The sequence below is a fragment of the Burkholderia sp. AU16482 genome (assembly GCF_002223285.1).
Classification (GTDB): Bacteria; Pseudomonadota; Gammaproteobacteria; order Burkholderiales; family Burkholderiaceae; genus Burkholderia; species Burkholderia semiarida.
This window is the reverse complement of sequence record NZ_NKEY01000006.1, coordinates 2,118,068-2,139,269: the sequence shown is the minus strand read 5'-3', so window position 1 is coordinate 2,139,269 and position 21,202 is coordinate 2,118,068. Positions and strand designations below refer to the sequence as shown.

Here is a 21,202-nt window from a genome sequence, read left to right as displayed (position 1 = left end):
CAAGGTTCATCGAACGGTCATCGTGCCGGAAGAACCGCCGTCGACACTGACCCATTCACCTCGAACGGCCGTCAGGCCAGGGAGCAACGAATGGCCGTCAGCGTGCGCAGCTATCTTTCCCCCACCCTCGTCCTGCTGGCTTTCGACTGGCCGGATGCGGCGTCGCGCGCCGATTTCCTCGGCTTCGCGATCCGGCGCACGCCGGGCTTCTGGTCGGCCGACGGCAAGACGCGTGCGCCGGACAGCTGGCTGCCCAACCGCCTGACGTTCGACGGCCCGGCCGCCGACACGCAGGGCGATGCGCCGACCGATCAGGCGCCGATCCAGAAATTCATGTGGTGGGACGCGCGCATCGATCCGCAGGACCGCGGTGCGTCGTTTCGCTACGACGTCTATCCGGTCGTCGGCACGCCGGCGAACCTGCAGGTGCTCGACGCGCAAGCCGGCGCGTGCGACGTCGTGCTGCCCGCGCACGTCGAGGACGGCATCGGCACGTGGTTCAACCGCGCGGTGGTCAGCTCGCAGGCGTTCGCGAAGCAGGTCGCGGCGCTCGGCCTCGCGCCGAACGAGGCGCCGAGCGCCGCGCAGGCGCTGAAGCTGCGCACGTGGCTCGCGAACGACATGGAGCAGGTGTTCGCTCAGATGCTCGATCCCGCGTCGCGCGCGGTGTCGGCCGTCTATCACCTGACCGACACGCTGTGGGCGCTGCCTGCATTCGCCGCGTTCGGGCGCCGGCATGGCGAAGCGTCGCTCGCGATCGTCTATGACGCGCACACGACGGCGCGCAAGGGCAAGCCGCCGCTGCCGTCGCCGAACCAGCCGGCCGTCGATGCGCTGCAGGGCCTCGCGACGCTCGCGCCGCGCGACCGGACGCACATCATGCACGACAAGTTCATCGTGACCGATGCGCGGTCGGACCCGGCGCCCGCGCGCGTGCTGACGGGTTCCGCGAACTTCACGACCGAGGGGCTCACCGAGCAGGCCAACGTACTGCATGCGTTCGACTCGCCCGCGCTCGCCGCGCTGTACAACGAGCGCGCCCTCGCGCTGGCCGGGAATCCGTCGATTGCGGAAACCGCCCGGCTGTCGCCCGGCTGGTCGGCGCCGATGACGATCGGCAGCGCGCAGGTACGCGTTGCGTACTCGCCGGAGCCGGCGGGGCAGCGTACCGAGATCGATACGATCGTCGCCGCGATCGCGGCCGCGAAGCATTCGGTGTCGTTCTGTCTGTTCATGCCGACCGACGCGGCGCTGCGCGATGCGTGCTTCGCGGCCGGCGACCGCGGGCTGATGATGTTCGGCCTGGTGAACCGGATCAACGTTGGCGGCGCGACGAAGGCCGATGCCGCGCGGCAGGCCGGCCAGTCGCTCGATGCGGCGGCGCTCGCGAACCTCGAGCTGTACCACCGCAGCCGCGACAACCACGACGTGATCGACGCATCGTATTTCTCGCCGGCCACCGTGCCGCAGGGTTTCGAGCCGGAGTTGCGGCTCTTCCCGGGCGAGCCGGCGCCGGCGTTTCCGCCCGTCGTGATCCACCACAAGTTCATCGTGATCGATGCGGAAGGCGCGAATCCGGTCGTCTATACGGGCTCGGCGAACATGAGCCGCAATTCCGAGCAGTACAACGACGAGAACCTGCTCGAGATCCGCGACAAGCGGATCGCGGCGATCTATCTCGCGGAATTCCTGCGACTTTACGAGCACTATCGCGCTCGCGCATTGGCGATTCGTGCGAAGCAGCGCGGCACGGGCGCGCGTGCACGGCTCGCGCTCGCGCCGGATTCGAGCTGGGCGAAGAAGTATTACGTGGCGGGCAGCCCGGAAGAGAAGGCGCGGATCGCGCTCGCGTCGACCGCGCCGACGGACTGATGCGCCGACGTGCGACGGGCGCGGCGGGCGCGCGCTCCGACGGGCTGCCGTCGCTTACGCGGCGACGTAGCGGAGCACCGCGTCGGCGATCGTGTCGCGATGCCGCGCGCGCAGGCGCGGCGCCGACGGATCGCGGCCGAATGCGGCGCCGAACGTGTAGCGGTTCGCCACGCGATGGAAGCAGAACGAGCTGATCAGCAGGTGCAGGTCGTATGCGTCGATGTCCTTGCGGAACGCGCCGCTGGCCGCGCCGCGCTCGACCAGTTCCTCGAGCGTCTTGATGATGCTGACGTTGCGGTTCTTGAACGACTTGAGCTGTTCGAGATATTTCGCGCCGTGGATGTTCTCGATCGACACGAGGCGGACGAAATCGCGATGCTTGTCGTGATAGTCGAACGTGAATTCGACGAGACGGCGCATGCCTTCGCGCGGCTCCATGTCGCCGACGTGCAGTTCCTGCTCGAATGCGCGGATGTCGCCGTACACCTTCTCCAGCACGGCCTCGTACAGGCCTTCCTTGCTTTCGAAGTAGTAGTAGAGCATCCGCTTCGTCGTGTTCGTCCGCTCGGCGATCGCGTCGACGCGCGCACCGGCGAGGCCCATCGCGGAAAATTCCTGCGTGGCGACCTCGAGGATGTTGCGCTTGGTTTGCTCGGGATCGTATTTGCGCCGCGCATCGGACGCAAGCGCGCGGGGGTCGGACGTGGCGGCCTTGCTTCCTGCTTTCATGTGACTTTGTTGTGGTTCGCGGCGGCTTGGAAAAGGCATTCTAGCATGCGGAAAATGCCCGCCCGGCCGACCTTCCGCTCTAATCGGCAAGGCCGCCGCGGGCGCTCAGCGGCGGCACGACGCGAGCGCGTCACGGGCCTGGTACGCCGTATACGCAAGCTGCGCGGCGGCGAGGCCGGCCAGCCCGAACGTGCGCGTGAGCCCGAACGCGGCGAAGCCGTCCGGCACCGGCCGGCCTTCGGCCAGCGCGGCGGCGAGCGTCTCGCCGGCCACCGTGGTCGGCGCCATCCCGTGGCCGCCGAAAGCGATCGCGTGCCACACGCCGTCGGCGTCGCGGCCGATCTGCGGCATCTTGTGCCGCGCGTAGCTCATCAGCCCGCCCCACGCGTAGTCGACCTTCACGCCGTCCAGTTGCGGATACACGCGCAGCAGGTCGCGCCGCAGCAGGCGCGCGATCGCGTCGGGGCCGCGGTCGAGCACGGAGATCCGGCCGCCCCACAGGATCCGCGTGTCCTTCAGCGGACGGTAGTAGTCGAACGCGAAACGCGTGTCGTAGATCGCGTACGGCGCGTCGATCGCGTCGGGCAGGCGCGTGCCGAGCGGTTCGGTCGCGATCACGTAGGTCGCGATCGGCAGCACCGCGCGCTCGATGCGCGGCGACACGCCGCGCGCGTAGCCGCCGCCGGCGAACACGACGTCCTTCGCGCGCACCGCGCCCTGGGCCGTGCGCACGACGTAACCGGCGCCGTCGCGCGCGATGCAGAGCGCGGCCGAGCGCTCGAACACGCGGGCGCCGCCGCGCGACGCGGCCGCCGCGACGCCGAGCACGTACTTCAGCGGATGGAAATGGAATGCGTTCGGCTCGAACAGGCCGCCGTAATAGCGCCGCGTCTTCAGCCGCTCGCGCAGCGCGTCGGTCGGGACGGGTTCCCAGTCGACGCCGAGCTCGTCTTTCATCAGCGTGCGCACGCTGTCGAGCCGCGCCGGATCGTCGAACCAGTTCGCGAGCATCACGCCGCGGTCGACGATGTCGCAGTCGATCCCGTAGCGGGCGATGCGCGCGCGGATCAGGTCGACCGCGTCGACGGTGAGCCGGTATAGCCGGCGCCCTTCGTCGCGGCCGAGCGTGCGCAGCAGGTCGGCGTTGTCGAGGCTGTAGCCGCCGAACACGAAGCCGCCGTTGCGGCCCGACGCACCGAAGCCGACCCGCTCGCTGTCCAGCACCACGACGTCGTGCACGCCGCGTTCGACGAGGCCGAGCGCCGTGCACAGGCCGGCGAGGCCGCCGCCGACGATGCAGACCTGCGTATCGATCGTGCCGGTCAGTTGCGGGTAGGGCTGGCGGGAAACGGTGGCTTCGTAGAAGTTCTGCATGCGTGTTCGGTGACTCGTGACGGCGGAAAAACGGGCGGCGCGTCGATCTTGCCTGAACGCGCGCGCCGCGTCGAATGGGGTTTTCAGCGCAGCGGGCCGGGCGCCGCGAAGGGGTGGCCGCTGGCGCGGTACCGGGCGTCAGGCGCCCGGCGTCGGGTTGACCGGGCGGGCAACGTAGGCCGGATAACCGGCGTCGGCCTTTTCGGCTGCTTCATGCGCCGCGTTGCGTTCGATCCACGGCGCGATTTCCATGTCCTCGTAGCGCACCAGGCGGCATTTGCGCACGAGTGCGTAGCCGAGCCAGATCGCGAGGAAGAACGGCAGGCCGATGTAGGTCGCGGCGACGCCTGTCCAGTCGATCCTGTCGGCGAGGAACGCGTGGTAGTCCTGGCCGAGCGCGACGACCGCGCACAGCGCGAACGCGAGCAGCGGGCCGAACGGGAACCACTTCGACCGGTACGGCAACTGGTCGAGCCGGTAACCCTGCTTCAGGAAGCCCTTGCGGAAGCGGTAGTGGCTGACCGCGATGCCGAGCCACGTGATGAAGCCGGCCATGCCCGACGTGTTGAGCAGCCACAGGTACACGGTCTTGTCGCCATACAGCGACGTGAGGAAGCACAGTGCGCCGACGGCGGTGGTCGCATACAGCGCGTTGCGCGGCACGCCGCCCGGCGACAGCTTCGCGAACAGCTTCGGCGCACGACCCTCGAGCGCGAGGTTGTAGAGCATCCGCGTCGACGCATACATCCCCGAGTTGCCCGCCGACAGCACGGCCGTCAGGATCACCGCGTTCATCACGCCGGCCGCGAACGCGAGGCCCGCGTGGCGGAACACGAGCGTGAAGGGGCTCACGCCGATATCGGTCACGTCGCTCTTCAGCAGGCTCGGGTCGGTGTACGGAATCAGCACGCCGATCACGAAAATCGCGAACACGTAGAACAGCAGGATGCGCCAGAAGATCTGGCTCACCGCGCGCGGAATCGTCGTGCGCGGGTTTTCCGATTCGCCGGCCGCGACGCCGATCATCTCGGTGCCCTGGAACGAGAAGCCCGCGATCATCGCGACGCCGAGCATCGTCGCCCAGCCGCCGACGAACGGCGCGTCGCCCGTCGTGAAGTTACCCCAGCCGGCGCTCGGGCCGCCCTGCATGATCCCGAAGATCATCAGCAGTCCGACGCCGACGAACGCGAGCACCGTCAGCACCTTGACCAGCGCGAACCAGTATTCGGCTTCGCCGAAGCCGCGCACCGACAGCGCGTTGAGCGCGAAGATCAGCGTGAGAAACAGCGCGCTCCACCAGACGCCCGGCACGTGCGGGAACCAGTAATTCATCACGAGCTGCGCGGCGACCAGTTCCACCGCCAGCGTCACGGCCCAGCTGTACCAGTAGTTCCAGCCGAGCGCGAAGCCGAAGCCTTCGTCGACGAACTTCGCGCCGTAGGTCGCGAACGAGCCCGACACCGGCATGAACGCGGCCATCTCGCCGAGGCTCGTCATCAGGAAATAGACCATCAGGCCGATCACCATGTACGCAAGCATCGCGCCGCCCGGCCCGGCCTGCGAGATCGACGCGCCGGACGCGACGAACAGGCCCGTGCCGATCGAGCCGCCGATCGCGATCATCCGCAGATGGCGGGCCTGCAACGCACGGTGGAGGGACGGCTTCGCGGGCGGCGAGCCGGACGGGCGGGACGAATCGGGGCGGGCATCTGAATGCATGGCGGGCGCTGGGCGCTGTCTCCGGGATTGTTGTTCGGTGACGAAGCGCGACGCGTTGCCGGCCGCGGGCCGGGCAGCGGTGATGCGGGGCGAAGCCGGCCCGCTGAGCCGGGCCCTGATGCGTGCGCCTTCGTCGGTCGTCCGGGCGCCGTAGTGGCGGCCGGCGGCACGCCGGGTGCGTTGCACCTCGACGTCGCACCGATTGTGGGTGCGGGGTGCGCGGGCGGGCAAACGATATTTCCGAACAGGGTGATGCGGGATGATCATCAACTACTGTCGCGGCGCGACGCGTCCGAGCACCCGTCCACGAGCTTTGGAAACGTCCGATATCGGAGCACGAACGGACGCGGCTGCCCGACTGACTTCTTGCGTTTTGGGAATGAAGTCGTGAGTTAATATCAATAGCGGCCCGACTTGTGGCCATCGACAATGTGTTTCATGGATCGTGCCTCGCGAGGCCGGGGCGCGCCGTCCGGGCGGGCTTTCGGCGGCGGCGCAGCGCGATGCGCCGGATGGCGCATCGGGCCCGCCGCGCGGCGCATCCGCTTGCACGAGGCGCTCGAACGCGCTCCAATCGAATCACGCGGGCGGCGCTGCCGCCGCACCGATCAATCTGTCCCTGAAGAGGAAGTGATGCAATTCAACGACATTCTTGCCGCGCTCGACATCGATCTCGCCCAGTGGAAAGGCAATGCGCTGACCGCGCGTTCGCCGCTCGACGGCGCGACGCTCGCGACGCTGGCCGTCGACACGCCCGCCGACGCCGAGCGCAAGATCGACGCCGCGCACGACGCGTTCCTCAAGTGGCGCACGGTGCCGGCGCCGGTGCGCGGCGAACTCGTGCGCGTGTTCGGCAACGTGCTGCGCGAGCGCAAGGCCGAGCTGGGCCGCCTCGTCACGCTCGAGGCCGGCAAGATCACGTCGGAAGGGCTCGGCGAAGTGCAGGAAATGATCGACATCTGCGATTTCGCGGTCGGCCTGTCGCGCCAGCTTTACGGCCTCACGATCGCATCGGAGCGCCCGGGCCACCGGATGATGGAAACGTGGCACCCGATCGGCGTGTGCGGCGTGATTTCGGCGTTCAACTTCCCGGTCGCGGTGTGGGCGTGGAATGCGGCGCTCGCGTTCGTGTGCGGCGATTCGGTCGTGTGGAAGCCGTCCGAGAAGACGCCGCTCACCGCGATCGCTTGCCACGTGCTGCTCCAGAAGGCGCTTCGCGAGTTCGAGAAGACGCATCCGGGCGTCGCGCCGGCGGAGCTGAGCCAACTGGTGCTCGGCATGCGCGATGTCGGCGAGGCGCTGGCGGCGTCGAAGAAGGTGCCGGTCGTCAGCGCGACGGGAAGCGTGCGGATGGGCCAGGAAGTCGCGAAGGTGCTGAGCCAGCGCCTGGCACGCGGCATCCTCGAACTCGGCGGCAACAACGGGATGATCGTCGCGCCGAGCGCCGACCTCGATCTCGTCGTGCGCGCGGTCACGTTCGCGGCGGTCGGCACGGCCGGCCAGCGCTGCACGACGCTGCGCCGTTTGATCGTGCATCGCAGCCTCGTCGAGCAACTGCTGCCGCGCATCGAGAAGGCCTATGCGTCGGTGAAGGTCGGCAATCCGCTCGAGGAAGGCACGCTGGTCGGCCCGCTGGTCGATCGTGCGTCGTTCGACGCGATGCAGAAGGCGCTGGCCGATGCGCGCGAGCAGGGCGGCGAAGTGAAGGGCGGCGAGCGCGTCGACGTCGGTCATGCGGATGCGTACTACGTGCGTCCGGCCATCGTGCGGATGCCGAAGCAGTCGGCGGTGGTCGAGCGCGAGACGTTCGCGCCGATTCTGTACGTGATGGTCTACGACAACTTCGACGACGCGATCGAGCTGCACAACGCGGTGCCGCAAGGCTTGTCGTCGGCGATCTTCACGAACGACATGCGCGAGGCCGAGCAGTTCATGTCGGCGGCCGGCAGCGATTGCGGGATCGTCAACGTGAACATCGGCACGAGCGGCGCGGAAATCGGCGGCGCGTTCGGTGGCGAGAAGGAAACGGGCGGTGGGCGCGAGTCGGGTTCGGATGCATGGAAGGCGTATATGCGCAGGGCGACGAATACGATTAACTACAGCCGGCAACTGCCGCTGGCGCAGGGGGTGAAGTTTGATGTTTGATGCACCGTGTCGTGAACACGTATCGTGTGCTGACTGTACATAGCGACTGACAATACGTCGGTCTTCAGGTTTAGCGGAAAAGCCGGCCAGAGTGCCGGCTTTTTTATTTTGGCGGTATTGATTGGCTCGTGGGTCTATAGAGTAGATCGACTGGTGGTGGGTATATATAGATCAGCTAATTCAGGACCGTAAGACGTGGGTCAGACAAGTACGGAATTGTTTTCCTTGTTTCGTATGTGTATGAAAATTAAGCGTTTGCTTGTTTTCTTTCAATTCTTTCTATATTTTTGAGGGGTCGATGTGGCTTTGAGGGACGTAAATTAAGGCCGATTGTAGGGTGAGGCCTCTTTGCGAGTATAAGAATTCTGGCGAAGCAATCTATGAATGAATTGAAAGGCCTTCTGAGGTATTACCGCTACTGTCCGCGAATGTTGGCTTTGCATTTCGTCTCCGCTCTGATGGCATGGTTTGCTCCCGATGACATATTGGTGCAATACCAGACGCTCGGAAGGTTTGTGTCCTATATGGCGAATATATTTCCAGTTATAGGGGAAGCGATTGAGAGGTCGGTGTTTCCTGAGGTGACCGGATTGTATTTTTCGATCATGTATGTGTTTCTGCCGCTGAGAATCATTGATTCAACTAGGGCATTTTATGCGGATAGGGATAGGACATTTGAAATAATTAGAGGATTTTTCTGGAAAAGAATTTTTGCTTCAATTGGAGTCGTTATTTTCTTTGGGTTTGGGATCGTGGCGGTATTGTTTGGTCGGCCGTACTATGAAATTAACATCATTCCTATTTCAAATTCTAGATTTTTTCTTGGGCTTGTCGGGCCATTATTTGCGGGCGGTGTTGAGGCATTCGGTGTTGCAGTAGGTTTTGTATGGGTTTTTATTTTTGTCTCATGGGTGTCGTCGAAAATGAGGGGGTAAAAATGGCACGGAATGAACCCGATAAGCCGGGCCGCGGGCGCATCGCCGGGCCTGGGCGTGCTTGAGCGACGGTGCTCTTGCTGACGAACGTGCCCTCGTTGGCAAGACCAGATCGAATCTATCGACCACCTCGCTGGTTGACCAGTGCCGGTAGATTGCTAGCGCGATGACCAGCCACACCAGTTGTTCGGCCGGTAAGCACCGCCGACGAATGCCGGCCGCGCCCGCCGCTTCGATGGCCTGTTCGATCCAGTTATGTGGCAGATGCTTTGCTGAGTCGACTGAGGTCGGCAGGTGCGGTATCCAGTAGAAAGGTCAGGTGGTCGTTCAGCATCGCTGACCAAGTTAACAGTTTGCCGCTCCGTTTACAACTCCAACGATAAATTTACTACTCCAACGATAAAACAAAAATACCTTTCAGGTTTTGACTGAACGGCATTGCTACCACAGCGCCGGCTTTTTTGATTTTTTGCGGTATTGATTGGCTCATGGGTCTATAGAGTAGATCGACTGGTATTGTGAATGTGTAAAGGGCAGCTAATTCGGGGTTGTAAGGCGTGGATCAGACAAGTACGGAATTGTTTTCCTTGTTTCGTATGTGTATGAAAAATTAATCGTTTGCTTGTTTTCTTTCAATTCTTTCTATACCTTTGTGGTGTTGTGCTCGGTGACGGGTAAGGTACGGCAGAAAACGGATTTTCATGTGGTTTTTGGGATGACATTGATATTTCGAATTATGAAATTACGCGAATCTGAGCAGAAAGAAGTATTGGCGTCGAGCGATTGATGAATGAGTAAGAACTGGTTGGGGTGGCTTTAATATGGGTCGCCAATGTTGAATGGATTGGAAAGTAAAATTAATGGGACGTGACTCAATATTGAAAAAGGAAACTGATTCGAATGAATCTCGAAGTATTGTTGGTGAAATAATTGGAATTTATAAATTCAGTCCGGTTATTCTGGTATTGCATGTCGCCGGTGTAATCGTAGCTTGGCTTGCGCCGGAGGATGTGCTGGTGCAATGGCCCTTTCTGGATGTGATTGTAGCCGGCGTCGGCAAAGTATTTCCTTTGATATTCGGTGCTGTTGAAAAGTCAAAATTCCCCGACGTCACTGCACTCTATTTTGCACTGATGCTTGCCGCGTTCCCTTTTAGGCTTCTGGTCGGATTTCGCTTGCTTTATGCTGGTCAGGCTAAGGGGAGGGAAACGTATGAAAGATTGTCGATGGCAGGGAAGGCAAAGGTAATTTTTGGGGCTCCGTTTTTCCTTTTATGTGGGATTTTTGTTTTGGTTGAGGGGTATTACTACGAATTTAATTTCATTCCAATTAGTGAGTCTCGATTGTGGCTTGGCTTGGTGGGGCCATTGTTCGCCGGCGGTGCTCATATTATGAGTATTTCTCTAGGTCTTAGTTGGATTTGGTTTTTTATGACCAGAATTTTTTCATCGAAAGAGGAGTGATTCATGGCTTGGCATGAACTTGATGAGTGGGATGGGCTGGGTTCGCCATGGGAAAGGAATTAAATTCGCTGCAATATGGTTCCGCTCAGATGGGGTAAGTGTCGAACAATGCGGTGTGTCTTTCTACGGGTCCTGCTGCGTGGGTCCAATATGCGAGTACGATGTGGCAGAGCTTGGATGAGTTGAGTAACGTAACAATCAGCACGTTGGATAGCATTGTTTGTAGCCGACTTGATGTTCAACTTTTGAATTACGTTGAGGTCGCACGGCGGATCTTGGAAAGATGGCTTGTTTTCCAAGATCGCATAGGAAGCGGAGCCTTCGTCTCCAAATTGACGTCGGGATTCTGGTGAAAATTGGGCGGAATTGTTAGCGCGGCCGTGGCCACCGCTTTACGACCGCCATCCGTTTCCTTCTTTATGTTGAGATTAGCCTGCGTGGGGGATGCTATTGGGAGACTTAACCGACGGTGCTCGGCAGGAATATATCGCATACTCGGACAAGTACGGAATTATTCTGTCGTTTCGTATGCGTACGGAAGTTAAGCGTTCGCTTGTCTTCTTTCAATTATTTCTATATCTTCGTGACATGGCATCGTGCGGTTCAATAGTGTGATGTAGGGATAAGTGTTGATGTTGTGTATATATTGATTAGATCTACGTATGAAATATGAAGCGGATCAAGATGGCTTGCCATTGCTGCCAGAGGATGGTCGACGTCATGGCTTAGCATTGGGGGGCGTGAGGAAGATTTTTGTTTTGCTCGTGATTTCGTTTTTTGTCTCTGCGTGTGCGATTAATTCAGTGGAGGATTACCCGGTTCGGTCTCCAAAGATTTTTTTGACGGATATCAAGACTGTTGCAGATTCTGGCGATCTTGAGAATGTCGAGTTTGTTGCGAATCGACTAAGGATTGACTACAGAGTGGACCCACGGCAGCCAGTTAGCGATAGCAAGGGAGTGATTGAGGGGTATGGGGTTGATGTGAAACGCATGGCATCCTCTAAAGAATACAGGAAGACGAGAGGGTTTGACTATGGAATATTCTGGCCTATGGGGAGAGGTTTCTATAGGGCCGGGTTGTCGCTCCCCATTGATAGCAAGGAAATATGTATAACACCGAGCGATCTGTTCGAGATATTTGATAATGTTGAAAAATATCCGGTTTCTCACGGGACGTGGTGGGCATATATATATGAAAAGAAGGATGTGAATACCAGGGCGGTTTTTTCGATTGATCGTGGTGGTTGTATTAGTGGTGTTTATATTTCGATGAATCGTGGGAGAAAGTGAGGCGGATTATGCGGATAACTGGTCGTGAAGAATTGTTTCGAGATATTGAGTTGGGGCGAGAGGCTATTGATCTGATTAATAAGAGTAATCTGCTTGTAGAGCAAATAATCAAATACAACGAAGGTGTTGTGAATAAGGATCTGGAGGCAATTAGGGTTGACACTGACGAGCGGGGAATATTCTGGGATCGTCGGCGGCCAGGAATTGTATTTGGGAGTTACGGTGGAATGACGTTCGACGGACTCGATCCGCGTGTTTTGGTCGGCATCTTGAGTCACGAGATTGGCCACTATGTCAACGATGCACGCGATCAAGCTCGGGAGCGGCTCCATGCAGCTGAGATGCGAGACGACTACCATGTGGCGGCTATGGTGGGAGTGACAAGAGAGGCTGCGGCTGCCTATAACAATTGGTTGGTATCTCGGGAGATCGCAAAAAACGGCGGTGTGTTGATCCCCGTACTGGGCGATCGCCCGGACCACGACACTGCGCCCGGATTCGATCTGAACAGTGCGCTGACCAAGGTCTACGACGCGAACGTCGGAAAGATGTCTGCTGACACGCTGGAGCTGGTCATGATCGAGGTGGCGGGAAACTATCTGGCTCGGGCGCGTCCCGGAGCGGATCTGGATACAACGTACTATGAGCAAAATGGAGTAGCTTACGGTGCGACCGGCAAACGTTTGTCCCAAGCGCCAGTCGCGGGAGTGAGCTATTCATTGGATCTGGCGACGGGTTTTATCAAGGCCACCACGCTGGTATTTTCTACCGGTGCAACGCAGATCAACCAGTACGTTAGCGGGGCGCTCAGTACCGCAACGTTGTACGGCTCGAACGGACAGGTGACGGAATATGTAAGATATGCGACGAATGGTGCCAGGCTTCAAGAGACTCGATTTGCCAATGATGGCCGCGTGGTTACTACCAGAACCGATGCCAACTGCGACGGCGTCTTCGACAACATCAAAACAGAAACCCACCTCGGTAACGGCGCCAGCGTAATCCGCGAAGACACCAACGGCGACGGCGTTACCGACCGCAATTTCGTCGTAAACGGCGGTCAGCGCTACGACTTGTCCAACGTCCGCGATGCCGCCTTTGCCGACAGCCTGCTGTCGCGATATCGCGCCACCGGCCTACTGAGCGGCACAAGTTATCTGGATCTGAGCCAGATTATTTCGCGAACCCTGACCTTTGGCGGAAAAAACGACTACGGGTTCACGATGCCCGCAGGCTGGCAAAACCCGATCGGCGCATTCTACGAAGCGAAAAGCGCCGCACTGGACGCGGCAGTATCGATTGCAAACAAGACCCCCGTACTGCTCGACGCGCAGCGGCGTCGCCTGAGCGCGGCAGCGCTTGGATCGCTTGACGCCAATCGCGACGGCAAGCTTTCAGGCGCGGAATTGAACGGGCTGCAAGTCTGGGTCGACACCAATGAAGATGGCATCGGCGACGCGGGCGAATTTCAAACACTCCGGCAGGCAGGGATTTCCGAGATCCGCGCTATCGATTACGACCTTCTGACCCGCGGCAACGCTTGGTATGCGGCAGGCTCTGCCGCCGCGCCGTGGAAGGGGAGCGACGTTGCGGGCCAGCCCGGAAGAATCTATCTGGCGCCGAGCGTACCGTTTTCGAACTATCGGTGGTTGCGCGACAACGACAATATTTACTGGGTCAACGGCGGCAGAGACTTTATCTTTTTCGGCCCGAATCAAATCAAGGTCAACAACAGCAATCGAACCTATCTCGTCGGAACCGACGGCAACGACGTATTCGATGCGAACTACTACGCCGCATACGGTCACTGGATCAACAGCGGCCTGCTCGTGAACTTCCTCGCCGGCGGCGGCGACGACATCATGGGCGGCAGCAGCCGCAACGACAATTTGTGGGGCGGCACCGGCAACGACACGCTGTTCGGCTATGACGGCGACGACAGACTGTACGGCGAGGAAGGTGACGACGAACTCAACGGCGGCGCCGGCAACGACGTCCTCGACGGCGGGATCGGCAACGACAGGCTATTTGGCCAGGTCGGCAACGACATCATGAACGGCGGCGACGGTGACGACATCATGATGGGCTTTACCGCATCGAACGAAAGCAAGCAAACGCTGGCCTGGGGCGAAACGGATGACGACGTCATGTACGGTGGCGCCGGCAACGACCGGATGTGGGGAGGCCTCGGCCACGACTACATGGACGGTGGCGACGGAGCGGACTTCGTGAGTGGCGGGGACGGAAACGATACGGTCTTCGGCGGCGCCGGGAACGACGAACTGCATGGTGACGCAGGCAACGACCAGCTACTTGGAGACGCCGGTAACGACCGCATCTTCGGCGAAGCCGGCGACGACGTGCTCTGGGGCGGCGATGGCGATGACGTGCTGGTCGGCTTCACCGCCAGCAACGATGCGAAGCAAACGTTGTCGTGGGGTGAATCCGACAACGACACGCTGTATGGCGGCAACGGCAATGATGCGCTGTACGGCGGTTTGGGCAACGATTACCTCGACGGCGGCAACGACCACGATTTCCTCGACGGCGGAGATGGCGACGACCGGCTCTTCGGTGGGGCGGGTAACGACGAGTTGAACGGCGGCAACGGCAACGACGCGCTTTCCGGTGAATCCGGCAACGACAAGATTTTTGGCGGTGCAGGCAACGACACGATCTGGGGTGGCGACGGCGACGATATTCTCGTCGGCTTTACGGCCAGCAATGACGCGAAGCAGTCGCTGGCCGCATGGGAAACCGACGACGATACGATCTACGGCGGAGCCGGAAACGATCTGATCCTCGGCGGTCTCGGCAACGATCTGCTCCACGGCGACGCAGGCAACGATGAAATTCAGGGGGGCGACGGCCACGACCGGCTTTACGGCGGCGACGGCAACGACCGACTGTTCGGCCAGGTCGGAAACGACATTCTGTACGGCGGTGCCGGCGACGATTTGCTGGTGGGTTTCACCGGCGACAACGAGGCGAAGAGGACGCTAGGCCCCGGTGAAACCGACGATGACTATCTCTACGGTGGAGAAGGCAATGACACGCTGCTCGGCGGTCTCGGCGACGACTATCTCGACGGTGGGGCCGGCGCGGATCACATGGAAGGCGGCGCGGGCAACGATACCTATATCGTGAACAGCGTCAATGACGTGATTCTCGAATACGCAAACGAGGGTTACGACACGGTCATCAGCAGCGCAAACTACATTCTCAATGCCAATATCGAAGAATTGAGACTCGTCGAAGGCTTCAACATCAACGGCACGGGCAATGCGCTCGATAACCGGATCGTCGGCAACAGCGCAGACAACATCCTCGATGGTGCCACCGGTGCCGATACGATGATCGGCGGAAAGGGCAACGATACCTACTACGTCGACAATGTCGGCGACCGTGTCGTCGAATTCGCCGGCGAGGGTATCGATACCGTGCAGAGCAAGATCAGCTATACGTTGGGCGAACACGTCGAGAACCTGAACCTGCTGGATTTCGGCAAGCCGGAAAAAGGGCTTGTCGACGGCGTGGCCGTTCACGTGTACGGGTACCCGAAGGCCAACGAGCTGGATTACATGCAGGGCGATGCGGTTCCGACGTTCCAGGGAACGTGTGCGCTGACCTCGATCGCGAATCTGTTGACGCAGACCGGGACGCCGACGACTGAGGGAGACGTCGTCCGACGCGCAATCGACAATCAATGGGCCGTCACCAGCCCGGCGGCAACGGATTACCAGCGAGGCGGGTCGAATTACGTTCAGCAACAGGCGCTGCTCAAGAGTTACGGTATTGCAAACAATCTGCTTGCCGGCTACGACGAGCATGCGGTTGCGAATCTCGTGCGCAGTGGTCGTGGCGTGATACTCGCGCTGAACTCCGGGCGGCTCTGGGAGGACAGCGCTTATCTCGATGGCGGTGGCGTGAATCACGTCGTCACCGTGACGGGCGCGGTCTACGGAGACTCTGACGGCCAGCTCAAAGGCTTCTATATCGCCGACTCGGGCCGCCGGCGCGTCAGCGACATGACGCGCTACATCAGCCTTCAGGAGTTCCGGGCAGCCGCCAACGTACCGAATGCCTACGCGATCTACACGGCCGAAGCGCTGAAACTGTGGAACGAGGACATCGACGGCACGGGTAACGCACTCGACAACACGATCATCGGCAATCGCGGTAACAACGTGCTGGATGGTGGTGCCGGCAACGACATCCTGGTCGGCGGCTTGGGCAACGATACCTATCGATTTGGCCGCGGGTCCGGCCGCGACACGATCCGGGACGACGACGAAACGCTCGGCAACAACGATGTGATCAGCATCGGGGCTGGTGTATCCGCGGATCAATTGTGGTTCCGTCACGTAGGCGACGATCTCGAGATCAGTATCCTCGGCTCCAGCGATACGGCTACGGTTCGGGACTGGTACTCGGGATCACGCTATCAGATCGAGCAGATCCGCTTGGACGACGGTCGGACGCTCGTCAACGCCGATGTCGAGAAGCTGGTACAGGCCATGGCGGCATGGTCGCCGCCGGCTGCAGGAGCGGTAACGCTGCCCCCTGAGCATCAGGCCGCGCTTGCGCCCACGCTGGCGACAAGCTGGCGCTAATTCCCGTTCCCGAACGTCCATCCGTCCGGTTGCACATTAGTGCGACCGGACGGCCTGCTGCCGGCCGTATCGCATTTCCTTCCTCGCCTCGTATTCCCTTCATGGACAGTTCCAATTTCCGGCCTCAAGCGTCGTTTCCGACGCAGGATGTCGACTCCGGTCTCGCCGTCGTTCTGACGATGGCGAGCCTGCACGGCATCGCGGCCGACGAAGTCGCGTTGCGACATGAATTTGGTTTCGATCGTTTCGATACTCAAACAATCCTGCGAGCCGCGCGTTCGCTCGGCATGACGGCCCGGGTCGTTCAACAGAACCTCGAACGACTGGATCGGGCGCCTTTGCCCGCGGTCGCACGGATGAAGGGTGAAGGCGGCTATTTCGTGGTCGCGCAGTATCAGGCCGGGGATGGAACGCGCGCGCCTCGAACGCTTGTCCAGTTTCCGGGTGAGGCGCCTACCGTGCTGACGCGCGAGCGTCTTCTGGAAATCTGGACGGGAGAGCTCATCTATTTCACGAGCAGGAGCAGCATTGCGGGCACTCTGGCGCGCTTCGATTTCAGCTGGTTCATTCCGGCAATCGTCACGTATCGAAAGCTGCTGGGCGAGGTCCTCGTGATTTCTCTGGTGTTGCAATTGATTGCGCTTGCCACGCCGCTCTTCTTCCAGGTGGTGATGGACAAGGTGCTCGTCAATCACGCGATGAAGACGTTGAACGTGATCGCCGTTGGGCTGATTTGCGCGACGCTGTTCGAGGCGGCGCTCTCGGGGATACGAACGTGGGTCTTCGCGCATACGAGCAGCAAGATCGACGTCGAACTCGGCGCGCGGCTCTTCCGCCATCTTTTGGCGTTACCGCTGGCGTGGTTTCAGGCGCGCCGTGTAGGCGATTCCGTCGCCCGTATTCGCGAGCTGGAGAACATTCGCGCGTTCCTGACCGGCAACGCCGTGACGCTGGTGATGGACCTCGCGTTTTCGTTCGTTTTTCTCGGGGTGATGCTCTGGTACAGCGCGTGGCTTACGTTGATCGTCGTTGTTTCGATTCCGCTCTACGGGTTGTTGTCGGTCGTGTTTACGCCGATCATTCGGCGGCGTCTGAACGAAAAATTCAATAAGGGCGCCGAGAATCAGTCATTCCTCGTTGAAACCATCAGCGGAATCGATACGGTCAAGGCGATGGCACTCGAGCCGCGCTGGACGGACCGATGGGATCGTCAACTGGCCGCTTATGTGAGTGCGGGGCTGGCGGCGACCAACGTTGCCACGATTGCAAGCGGCGGCGTGACGTTGATCAGCAAGCTGGTGACCGCGGCGATCATGTGGCTGGGCGCCACGCTGGTGATCGACGGCAAGTTGACGGTCGGCGAGCTCGTCGCGTTCAACATGCTGGCCGGGCAGGTATCCAGTCCGATACTGCGTCTCGCGCAGTTGTGGAACGACTTTCAGCAGGTGGGGATTTCGATGGGGCGCCTCGGGGATATCCTGAACACGGCGCCCGAAACCGCAGCGAAAAAGACGCGTGTACCCCGTCTCGACGGGGCGATCGAGTTCGACCAGGTATCGTTTCGCTACCGGCCGGATGCAAGCGATGTCATCCGGCAGATCTCCGTCAGGATCGCGGCGGGGGAGGTCATTGGAATCGTCGGCCGCTCCGGGTCGGGCAAAAGCACGCTGACCAAGCTCGCGCAGCGGCTATACGTGCCGGATCGCGGGCGAGTGCTCGTCGACGGGCAGGATATCGCCGTGATCGATACGGCGAGCCTTCGCCAGCAGATTGGCGTCGTTTTGCAGGAAAACACGCTGTTCAATCGTTCGGTACGGGACAACATCGCGCTGGCTCGACCCACTGCGTCGATCGACGCGGTGATCGATGCTGCGAGGCTGGCCGGCGCACACGAGTTCGTCTGCGAACTTCCGGAGGGGTACGACACACTCGTCGGCGAGCATGGCACCGGACTCTCGGGTGGCCAGCGGCAGCGCATCGCCATTGCCCGCGCATTGATGACCGATCCACGCATCCTGATATTCGACGAGGCGACCAGCGCGCTCGACTACGAATCCGAAGCCGTCATACAGGCCAACATGCGCGACATCTGCGCGCGACGCACGGTATTGATCATTGCGCACCGGCTCTCGGCGGTGCGCGATGCCGACCGGATTCTCGTGATGGATCGCGGGCAGATCGTGGAAAGCGGTACGCACGACACACTGCTGCGCATGCGGGATGGCATCTACGCACACTTGTATTCGCTGCAACAGGGCGGCCGCGACGTAGCGGAGGCACGGACATGAGCGTGCGGCAGCAGGCAGAGGCCTGGCGTGAACTGGTGGGGCGTTACCGCGACGTCTGGCGTCACTGCTGGAAGCGACGCCATCGGATGACGCTGCCGGCATTCGACGCGAACGAGGCCGAATTTCTCCCGGCGGCGCTGTCGGTCCAGGCGGCGCCTGTCTCGCCGGCAGGCCGGTGGGTCGCGCGCATACTCATCCTGCTCGTGATGACGGCGATCGTCTGGTCGTATTTCGGGAAAATCGACATTATCGTCGACGGAGGCGGCAAGATCATTCCATCCTCCCGGACCAAGACACTGGCGGCGGTCGAAGTGGCGAGCGTCAGAGCGCTGCACGTGCGCGACGGGCAGATCGTGAAGACGGGCGATGCGCTGATCGATCTCGACACACGCGTGATCGACGCCGAACGTCAACGGGCGGACGGCGACCGGCTGAATGCGGTACTGCAGGTCGAGCGTGCACGGGCGTTGATCGACGCGATCGACACGGGGCGACAACCTCGACTGGCGGATGTGGAGGGCGTGTCGCCCGAGCGGCGGCGCGAGGTCGAGCGACACTTGCTGGATCAATGGCGCGATTTCGTCGCGCGGCGGGACCGTCTCGACAGCGAAATACACAGGTACGGTCAGGCCGCTCCGCTTGCGGCGCGTCGTGCGGACGATTACGCCAGGTTGATGAAGACCGGTGACGTTGCGGAGCACGCGTGGATCGAGGCCGAGCAGCAGCGCATCGATATGGCCGGACAACTGGCGGATGCTCGTCACCAACGCGCGGCGCTCGTGGCAGAGACGCGAAGGAATACCCAGGATGCGCTGAACGATGCGCAGCGTATCGTGGACGCGTCGTCGGGCGACATGCGGCGAGCGGAGGCACACGGGGAACTGCTGCGCCTGACCGCGCCGATCGACGGAACCGTCCAGCAGCTCGCCGTCCACACCATCGGGACGGCGGTGCCGGCCGCGCAGCCGCTGATGCAGATCGTGCCGCGAGAGGGGGCGGTAGAAATGGAAGCATTCGTCGACAACCGGGATATCGGCTTCGTCAAGGAAGGGCAGGCCGCCAGCGTGAAGATCGACGCATTCGAGTACACGAAATACGGCACGGTGTCGGCGACCGTGAGTCATGTCTCGCGCGATGCGATCGACGACGACAAGAAGGGGCTCGTCTACTCGGTCAGGATCATGCTCGATCGTTCGGCGCTGATGATCGACGGTCGCGAGATCGCACTGTCGCCGGGTATGTCGGGCAGTGCGGAAATCAGAACCGGCACGCGGCGGGTAATCGAGTATGTGCTGTCGCCGTTGCTGCAGCATGCACGGGAGAGTTTGCGTGAGCGCTAGGAGCTTGAAAGATCGCGCGCGTCCGTGGATCTTCGGCCTGATGTTGGTTTCAATTGCGTGCAATGCCGAAACACGCGGGATTCCGGATGGCCTCGCCGATCCGCTGCTGACCCGTCCGCCGGTGCTGGATGCGGGGAAGCGATTACCGGGCGATGACGCGCCAGTTGTGTGCGCTTCGTCGACCGACCCGGCGAAGCCGCTGACGATTGGTGATGCGGTCGATCTTGCGCTATGCCACAACCCCCGTATCCGAGCGGCGTGGGCATCGATCAAGATCCAGGCCGCCGCGGTGGGTGAAGCCAGATCGGCATGGCTCCCCACTATCAACGGATCGATCAGCCAACTGACGACATATAGCCGGTATCCCGATGCACCGTCGATGAATACGCGCGGTGTCGGTCGAGCGTCGAACGCGACGTTGAACTGGCGGCTCCTCGACTTTGGCGGGCGGGCTGCAAACGGCGCGGCGGCGCAACAGCTGCTGACGGCCGCGCTGGCGAGCCACGACGCAGCGATGCAAAAGGCGGTCGCGGATGTCGTCGGGAGTTATTTCGATGTTCAGAATGCTCAAGCCGCGTTTGCCGCGCGTACCGAATCCGCGACCTTGGCGGAATCGACGCTGCGTGCGTCGCGTAAGCGACTGGCCATGGGCGTTGCATCCCGAGCAGACGTATTGCAGGCGGAGACGGCGTTGGCCAAGGCATTGCTCGCTGCGCGGCGAGCGGGCGGAGAGGTCGCGCGGGCCCGCGCCGAACTGGTCTTTGCGACCGGTCTGCCCGCCGGCACGCGGGTCGAGGTCGAAGAGGCAGTCGTACCGGTTGCGCTGGACGCGGAGCGCCAGCTAAGCGACTGGCTTCGCGCGGCCGAAGGTTCTCATCCCGAGATTCGTGCAGCGCGAGCCAAATGGGAGGCTGCACAAGCGAAGGTGACGACTGCACGGTCAGAGGGTATGCCGACGCTGGATCTGAGCGGCACCTTGTCCCGGAACGGCTACCCGAATCAGGGGCTGCAGTCGGTGCGGGCGACGCAAACCAGCATCGGCCTGACTCTGACGATTCCGTTCTTTGACGGTTTTTCCCGCACGTATCGGATTCGCGGCGCGCAGGCTCAGACCGAACTGGCACAGGCACAGCTTCACGATACGCAGCAGCAGATTCTGCGTGACGTGCTGAAGGCTCACGCCGATGCGGAGACGACGGCGGATAACCTGGGAGCGTCGGCACGCTTGCTGGCTGCCGCGGAAGCGGCGCTGACATCGGCGCGCAATCGTTACGCGTTCGGCGCAGGCGATATTCTGGAACTGCTGTCGGCGCAGGCGGCGCTTGCCGATGCCCGCCAGGAACGGGTGCGAACGCTCGCCGAATGGGAGGCGGCACGGCTTCGACTGCTTGCCAGCGCCGGCATCATCGGACGATGGGCATTCCGGTAGGAC

12 protein-coding genes and 1 pseudogene are annotated in these 21,202 nt (G+C 61.4%); 9 read left to right on the top strand and 4 right to left on the bottom strand.

Going from position 1 to position 21,202, the window contains the following annotated elements; translation table 11 throughout:
- The first annotated feature begins 90 nt into the window (after positions 1–90).
- On the top strand, positions 91–1,872 hold the full coding sequence (locus tag CFB35_RS26800; protein ID WP_059575555.1) for a phospholipase D-like domain-containing protein: 1,782 nt from the start codon (positions 91–93) through the stop codon (positions 1,870–1,872).
- Positions 1,873–1,926: 54 nt separating this feature from the next.
- On the opposite strand, the gene CFB35_RS26795 is transcribed toward CFB35_RS26800, so the two are convergent.
- The 3 genes from CFB35_RS26795 to CFB35_RS26785 form a co-directional block, all read right to left on the bottom strand.
- Complete coding sequence (locus tag CFB35_RS26795; protein ID WP_059575553.1) at positions 1,927–2,601, bottom strand: TetR family transcriptional regulator; 675 nt, start codon at positions 2,599–2,601, stop codon at positions 1,927–1,929.
- A 105-nt stretch (positions 2,602–2,706) separates the two neighbouring features.
- Positions 2,707–3,975, bottom strand: coding sequence for an FAD-binding oxidoreductase (locus tag CFB35_RS26790; RefSeq protein ID WP_059575552.1), 1,269 nt, complete (start codon positions 3,973–3,975; stop codon positions 2,707–2,709).
- 138 nt (positions 3,976–4,113) lie between these two features.
- Positions 4,114–5,694 (bottom strand): amino acid permease, encoded by a 1,581-nt coding sequence (locus CFB35_RS26785; protein WP_059575550.1) that lies wholly within the window; start codon positions 5,692–5,694, stop codon positions 4,114–4,116.
- A 633-nt stretch (positions 5,695–6,327) separates the two neighbouring features.
- Between CFB35_RS26785 and CFB35_RS26780 the strand changes: the two genes are divergently transcribed.
- A complete protein-coding gene (locus CFB35_RS26780) occupies positions 6,328–7,839 on the top strand; it encodes an aldehyde dehydrogenase family protein (RefSeq protein WP_059575543.1) in 1,512 nt (503 codons plus the stop codon).
- Between the two features lie 380 nt (positions 7,840–8,219).
- The gene (locus CFB35_RS35120) at positions 8,220–8,774 is read left to right on the top strand and encodes a hypothetical protein (RefSeq protein WP_179231793.1); all 555 of its coding nucleotides are present in this window, start codon (positions 8,220–8,222) and stop codon (positions 8,772–8,774) included.
- Between the two features lie 55 nt (positions 8,775–8,829).
- Here the strand turns inward: CFB35_RS35120 and CFB35_RS26775 are convergent.
- Positions 8,830–9,108, bottom strand: a pseudogene (locus CFB35_RS26775) (transposase domain-containing protein); the annotation flags it as partial.
- A 505-nt stretch (positions 9,109–9,613) separates the two neighbouring features.
- Here CFB35_RS26775 and CFB35_RS26770 point away from each other — a divergent pair.
- The 6 genes from CFB35_RS26770 to CFB35_RS26750 all read left to right on the top strand — a co-directional run bounded on the left by CFB35_RS26770 (position 9,614) and on the right by CFB35_RS26750 (position 21,199).
- On the top strand, positions 9,614–10,237 hold the full coding sequence (locus tag CFB35_RS26770; protein WP_226094230.1) for a hypothetical protein: 624 nt from the start codon (positions 9,614–9,616) through the stop codon (positions 10,235–10,237).
- A 662-nt stretch (positions 10,238–10,899) separates the two neighbouring features.
- Complete coding sequence (locus tag CFB35_RS34650; protein WP_143328761.1) at positions 10,900–11,529, top strand: hypothetical protein; 630 nt, start codon at positions 10,900–10,902, stop codon at positions 11,527–11,529.
- An 8-nt stretch (positions 11,530–11,537) separates the two neighbouring features.
- Positions 11,538–16,142, top strand: coding sequence for a calcium-binding protein (locus CFB35_RS26765; RefSeq protein WP_089465754.1), 4,605 nt, complete (start codon positions 11,538–11,540; stop codon positions 16,140–16,142).
- A 101-nt stretch (positions 16,143–16,243) separates the two neighbouring features.
- On the top strand, positions 16,244–18,430 hold the full coding sequence (locus CFB35_RS26760; RefSeq protein ID WP_089465753.1) for a type I secretion system permease/ATPase: 2,187 nt from the start codon (positions 16,244–16,246) through the stop codon (positions 18,428–18,430).
- The gene (locus CFB35_RS26755) at positions 18,427–19,770 is read left to right on the top strand and encodes an HlyD family type I secretion periplasmic adaptor subunit (RefSeq protein WP_089465752.1); all 1,344 of its coding nucleotides are present in this window, start codon (positions 18,427–18,429) and stop codon (positions 19,768–19,770) included. The genes CFB35_RS26760 and CFB35_RS26755 overlap by 4 nt, the downstream gene beginning before the upstream one ends.
- Positions 19,742–21,199, top strand: a complete 1,458-nt coding sequence (locus tag CFB35_RS26750) for a TolC family protein (protein ID WP_089465751.1) — start codon at positions 19,742–19,744, stop codon at positions 21,197–21,199. Before CFB35_RS26755 ends, CFB35_RS26750 begins: the two co-directional genes overlap by 29 nt.
- Positions 21,200–21,202: the final 3 nt, after the last annotated feature.